Source organism: uncultured Nostoc sp. (genome assembly GCF_937863485.1).
In the GTDB taxonomy this organism is placed as follows: Bacteria; Cyanobacteriota; Cyanobacteriia; order Cyanobacteriales; family Nostocaceae; genus Nostoc.
Genome location: NZ_CALMFY010000233.1, coordinates 1 through 5,457, shown reverse-complemented (window position 1 = coordinate 5,457; position 5,457 = coordinate 1). Strand labels below are relative to the sequence as shown.

The 5,457-nt window shown below is 41.0% G+C and carries 8 protein-coding genes; 3 read left to right on the top strand and 5 right to left on the bottom strand.

Translation table 11 applies throughout. The features are described from left to right. The first annotated feature begins 206 nt into the window (after positions 1-206). Both Q0541_RS31740 and Q0541_RS31735 read left to right on the top strand, forming a co-directional pair. Positions 207-590 (top strand): hypothetical protein, encoded by a 384-nt coding sequence (locus Q0541_RS31740; RefSeq protein ID WP_298920497.1) that lies wholly within the window; start codon positions 207-209, stop codon positions 588-590. 24 nt (positions 591-614) lie between these two features. After that, the gene (locus Q0541_RS31735; RefSeq protein WP_298920495.1) at positions 615-1,382 is read left to right on the top strand and encodes a hypothetical protein; all 768 of its coding nucleotides are present in this window, start codon (positions 615-617) and stop codon (positions 1,380-1,382) included. A 230-nt stretch (positions 1,383-1,612) separates the two neighbouring features. Here Q0541_RS31735 and Q0541_RS31730 read toward each other — a convergent pair whose 3' ends face one another. Both Q0541_RS31730 and Q0541_RS31725 read right to left on the bottom strand, forming a co-directional pair. Then, on the bottom strand, positions 1,613-2,929 hold the full coding sequence (locus Q0541_RS31730; RefSeq protein ID WP_298920493.1) for a recombinase family protein: 1,317 nt from the start codon (positions 2,927-2,929) through the stop codon (positions 1,613-1,615). Positions 2,930-3,052: 123 nt separating this feature from the next. Next, positions 3,053-3,412: a VOC family protein gene (locus Q0541_RS31725; protein WP_298920491.1), complete on the bottom strand. Its 360-nt coding sequence runs from the start codon at positions 3,410-3,412 to the stop codon at positions 3,053-3,055. Positions 3,413-3,557: 145 nt separating this feature from the next. On the opposite strand from Q0541_RS31725, the gene Q0541_RS31720 reads away from it, so the two are divergent. Continuing rightward, positions 3,558-4,013 carry a hypothetical protein gene (locus Q0541_RS31720; protein WP_298920499.1) on the top strand — a complete coding sequence of 152 codons (456 nt, stop codon included), beginning with the start codon at positions 3,558-3,560 and terminating at the stop codon, positions 4,011-4,013. Between the two features lie 176 nt (positions 4,014-4,189). Here Q0541_RS31720 and Q0541_RS31715 read toward each other — a convergent pair whose 3' ends face one another. From Q0541_RS31715 to Q0541_RS31705, 3 genes are all read right to left on the bottom strand, one after another. Beyond that, positions 4,190-4,594 carry a GFA family protein gene (locus Q0541_RS31715; RefSeq protein WP_298920489.1) on the bottom strand — a complete coding sequence of 135 codons (405 nt, stop codon included), beginning with the start codon at positions 4,592-4,594 and terminating at the stop codon, positions 4,190-4,192. 58 nt (positions 4,595-4,652) lie between these two features. Further along, a complete protein-coding gene (locus tag Q0541_RS31710; RefSeq protein ID WP_298920487.1) occupies positions 4,653-4,973 on the bottom strand; it encodes a hypothetical protein in 321 nt (106 codons plus the stop codon). A gap of 235 nt (positions 4,974-5,208) precedes the next feature. Then, a partial coding sequence (locus Q0541_RS31705) for a tetratricopeptide repeat protein (protein WP_366941951.1) occupies positions 5,209-5,457 on the bottom strand: 249 nt, incomplete at its 5' end.

Sequence of the window (5,457 nt, the reverse complement as noted above, 5' to 3'; positions counted from 1 at the left end):
GTTCAGAGTATCAACAACTGTGATTTTTTACAAATGATTTAGGATTGCTATAGAGATAATTATTGATTAAAATTATTCCAAATTAGCAAGTTTTAGTATCTTAAATTTCATTAAGCGATTATTTCATTGAAATATGTGTGCTATACAATTTGCTAATAGCAGTTTTTACAAAAAAAAAGCCACTAAAAAATTATTGGAGCCTATCAATGAATTTACCTGTCGTTGTGGATGTTACTCTTGGCTTAGTTTTTATTTACTTGATTTTGAGCTTGCTGGCTTCTGAAATTCAGGAGTTGATTACCACATTATTACAATGGAGAGCTAAACATTTAAAAAATTCAATTGAATTACTTTTAGCAGGTGGTAGTGAAAGTGAAGATTCAGATATTATAAAAGCAAAAAACTTGGTACAGCAACTTTATAACGATCCTTTGATTAATACATTGAATCAAGAAGCCAAAAATAAAGTAGAAAAGCAGTTACGAGAAGGTAGAAAAAATATTGGCAAGAACAAAGCACTAGGAGAAAAACAAAGTGGCCCTTCCTATCTTCCTTCGGAAACATTTGCAATTAGCTTATTAGATGCCTGAAAAATTCCCCAGTTAATTAATTATGTGAAACATCCTAGTGATGAATCTCAAACTAACTTGCACATGATATTAGCATCTTACAAAGAACTTAAAACAGGAATTAATGATCCTAATAGTGAAAGTTATAAAAAAATTAAACAAGTTTATGGAGATTTTGATCAGGAGTTTATAGATTTTGTTAATAATGAGTTACCTGATTACGTACCTAATAATTTAATTACGAGTCTTGGTGTGATTGCTAAACGTAGCAGGATAAAAATTGATGACCTTACAGAAGAAGCGAATCAGTTTAAAAATGAAGTAGAAACATGGTTTGATCGCTCTATGGATCGAGCCAGTGGTGTTTATAAACGCAATGCTAAAGGAACTGCAATTTTAATTGGAATATCAGTTGCGATATTAACCAATACTGATACGTTTCACCTTCTAAAAAGACTGTCGCGGGATTCAGTTATCCGCTCTACCATTACTCAAAGTGCAAGTGAGCAAACTAATTATATCACAGACTCAGAAGCCAGAAAGGAAATCGAGAGACTATTAGGAAATGCTTCTATACCCATTGGATGGCAAAATATCAATCAACAGTTTGAGCCATTAGATAATAGAGACTCGAATAGTGTTTATATCAGAATTTGGCAGGGTTTTAAATTAATTTGTGGTTGGATACTGAGTGGTTTAGCTATTGCTATGGGTGCGCCTTTTTGGTTTGATATCCTCAATAAAATTATCAATGTGCGAAATGCAGGGCCAAAACCTACTGCGTATACTAAGGATCAACCGTCTCAGAAATAATCAACTTAAGCTAGGGCAATGGAATGAGACTGTTGGTCAATTGATAAGGGGTTTAATACCATTTCTTTGTGAGGCTGCGCCAAATTTTCTTGGCTTCTTATTTCTTTCTTTCTTTGTGTCCAACTCTTGGAGACGCTGCGCGTAGCTTGCTTCTCCGTAGGAGTATGCGGTTCGTTCCTCATATAGTTTGGCGCATCTTCATACAGAATTGGTATAACCGCCCCTTTAACTTAAAAAATAAAAATAACTTGTAGTTTTAATTCTTTATTTTGAAGAGTAATCTCAATTTGCTTGATGAATTCTCGAAAGTAAAATCGTCGCTCTGTTTCCGACAAATCTAACCAAAATTGTGGAATAGAAACAGCTTGAGCAACAGAACGCAAGTTAACTGGGGGAAGAGTCGCCAACTTTGCTTCGAGTGCAGAAATTTCTGTGCGGAGTTTGTAAGCCCTTAATTTTGCTGTTTCAACATCTAAAATTCCAGTTTCAATTAAAGCGGGTAACTGAGCAAGTATTTCTTGCTGACGAGCGATCGCTTGCCCTAAACTATTCTTCACTACATCCAACTGAGGAAAATTCATCCCCGCTACAGCTAAGGGTAAGTCACGGCAAACCGTTTCAATTGTATGTTCTAAAACCTCTTGGTAAGGAATAGCCTTACACTTGGGGCGTTGAGGACAGCTAGTAGAACGTAAATAAAGATACTCCTTATCTTGATTGCGTTGAGTGACACGAGTAACTGTCATGTGTGACTGACACTCAGCACAGACAATCAACCCAGCTAAAGAACGCGGCGCACTAGCAGTTCGGGATGGTAAACGGCTATTACGGCGTAAAAGTCGATCAACTTGGGCTGCTTCTTCCTTAGAAATTATCGGATTATGGGTATTGGAGATAGTTTCACCATTTTGGTAAGCTGTATTGCCGCGATAAACAGGATTAGTCAGCCAACGTCTTCCTGTGGTGACAGAGATTTTCTTGCCGTATTTTTTCGCCAAGTAACGAACTGAACCCCGCAAGGAACCATAGAGTAAAAAGTGTTCAAAAAAATCTTTGACTACTGGTGAAGTACTGCGGTCAATGGTATATTTTCCCTTACCTCTGCGATAGCCGTAGGGAACTTTGCCCGGTGGCGGTGCAACATCGAGACGATTACGGGCGTGTCCTTCACGGATGCGACGACTACGTTGTTGACGTTGGATTGCGTGTAGCAAATTCAGTAAGTTAGCGCCCAAAGGGTAATTTTCGGAAGTGTAGGGCTGTTCTGTGGCGATGATCGCTACTCCCATTGCTTCGAGTTGATTCAAGCGATCGCTAATTTCCTCTACAGTATCCCCTAATTCTTCCAACCGACGAATCAACAGATAATCTGCCCTTTCAGTTTGGCAATCGGTAAATAATTGTTGTAATTGCGTTCGCGTAGCATGTCCAGAAGACTCTTGCTTACCCAAATCTTCATAAACCCGATCCACCTCCCATCCCCAATCGGCTTGATCGGGAGAAGATTCTAATAGCGGATTAGTATAAGAGTAGGCAATGATTTTCATTAGTCATTAGTCATTGGTCATTGGTCATTGGTCATTGGTCATTGGTCATTGGGACAAAACAAGGTAGAGACTTTATTCAATAATTCCTCCTTGTCCCCTTGTCTTGCTTGTCCCCACTCTCCCTCACTGCTGACTCAACTCAATAATATTTCCATCAGGGTCTTGAGTAAACAGGGCAGCGCGACCGGAAGCACTGGCTTGAATGGGATAATTATGATTGAGGAATTGCTGTTTGGCGGCGTCTAAGTCAGTTACTGAGAAGGCGACGTGGGGATTACGTCCCCATTTTTCGTTGGGGTTTTCGGTGGGGACAGTGGTTGCGACTATCAGGTGAATTTGATAGTCGCCGACTTGATACCATGCACCAGCGTAGTTTAGGGAACGATCTATTTTGGATAATCCTAATACTTTGCCATAAAAGTGTTCGGAGCGTTCTAAGTCAGTGACAAGAATTGCTGTATGGAGACTTTGGGTAATCTGCATTGTCAGTAAGTGCGATCGCGTTTATTTAAATTTTGACGTAGTTTGAACTCTTGCGGAAAGTGGGGAGTAGGAGACAAGGGGACAAGGGGAATAACCATGCCCAATGATAAATGACAAATGACAAACTAAAAAATGAGGATAAATGATGGATGCTCAATTAAGTCATACGGAAATGAATGCTGCACGGAAGATTTTACAAGATTACGACCCTGCACAACACGCTTTGAATCATTTGGAAAAACATAATGGCAAAGTTGAAACCACTTTTGAGGATTTGTGGAATGATAAAAATGGACAACCGTTGATGCAGCAAGGTAAATCACTTTGGCAAGTAACACTAAAGGTATTGCGTGAGGAACTCTGTGGCGATGATGGTTTTCGCGGTCAACTTAAAGATTACACGAAGAATCCAGGCAGTTCGCCCTTGCTGACAGGGCTGATTATCTCCCTTGTTGGTGTAGCGACGGCACACGGTTTGCCAATTGATCCAGCGATCGCAACTGTTATTGTTTTATACATCCTCAAAATCGGTTTGAATATTTTTTGCGAATACACCGAACCATCTGTTGGCAATTCTGCAATTCTAGCGCCAGGAAACTGATGTGCTACTTTGCAAATCATTGCCCTGGATGCTTTGTGTGTAGTGTACACTTTGACCTCTCTCCAAACCTCTCTCCTAAAAGGAGAGAGGCTTTGAATCTTACTCCCCTTCCTTTGTAGGGAAGGGGTTGGGGGTTAGGTCTGTATTGAACTACCGTGAAAGCGGCGTCTACGCTTTTATAAGTGCCTTGTCTCGGCTGGAGGCGCATCCCAGTTGTTGTTACGGCCATCAGCAAATCGAATCGGCGCTTCAAAGAGTTCCGTTGGTTCGGCGTTGTCGAGGGCAGCCAATTGGACTGAAACGTAGTCACCACCAATCTGTTCAACGTGCCCACGAGCAAACGATCGCACGCCGCAGTGCTTGCAAAACAGATGATGTCCAACCTTTAGATTGAACTGATAGTCGCTCAAATCGCCCTCGCCGGATAGCAATCGGAATGCGTCGGGCTTGATGATTGCGTTCCAATTCCGCGTTTTCGTGCAGATCGAGCAGTTACATTTGTTTGTACCTAAGCTCAGGTCGATGTCGGCTTCAAATCGAACTGCGCCACAATGGCAGCTTCCTATAAAGGTTTTGAGCATCACAATTTCCCAAGAGATTGTCGTCCGAAAAACGTACAGGCTTTTATACAGTGACAAATTAAATGGGGTTGAAATAAATTCGTGTCATCAAGCTGGGCTTTACCCCCTTTAGACTTGCAACAATTTGTGTTGATACAGCCTGTAAGTTTTCTGTGCTGATTCTAGTCTGAACCCTAGAGATTCCAGCCTTCACACCCTTGATGACACTAAGTTGGCACAGCGATAAATAAAGAGTCACTGTACAAGTGCGTAAGTCCTGGTAATCATCTTGCAATTTGATTGTATCGACTAACAATGCGATTGTATCGACTGACAATGCGATTGTATCGGCTGACAATGCGATTGTATTGACTGACAATGCGATTGTATCGACTAACAATGCGATTGTATTGACTTGCTACGCCTGCTTAATGAGTATGATCTGGTTGCGCCTCTGTTAAATGCCATCACTCCATCACTCTGGTAATCTCTCTAAGAGGATGTTTAAAAAGTCATGATTGATGTATCAAATATTTTTTACCCCACCCTAACCCTCCCCTTATAAAGGGGAGGGAACCGGATTTTCTTATTTCCCCCCTTTATAAGGGGGGATTAAGGGGGGTAATAAAAGGGTTTCAGACATTTAAAATAGGTGGCTTATTTCCGTCGAGGTGTACTTGTAATCTCTCTAACGCCTCCCGTGCGATCGCCCCCCGATATTCATCTTTATACTCAACATATATCTCCAACGCTGTCTGTAAATTAACCCTCGCCTCTGCGTAGTTTTCTTCTGCTTCTGCAAGCGTTCCTAAAGCGTGGTAGGTGAGTGCTTGGGAATAGCGATCGCCAAATTCGATATAGATAGCCAAAGCTTGTTGGTAATT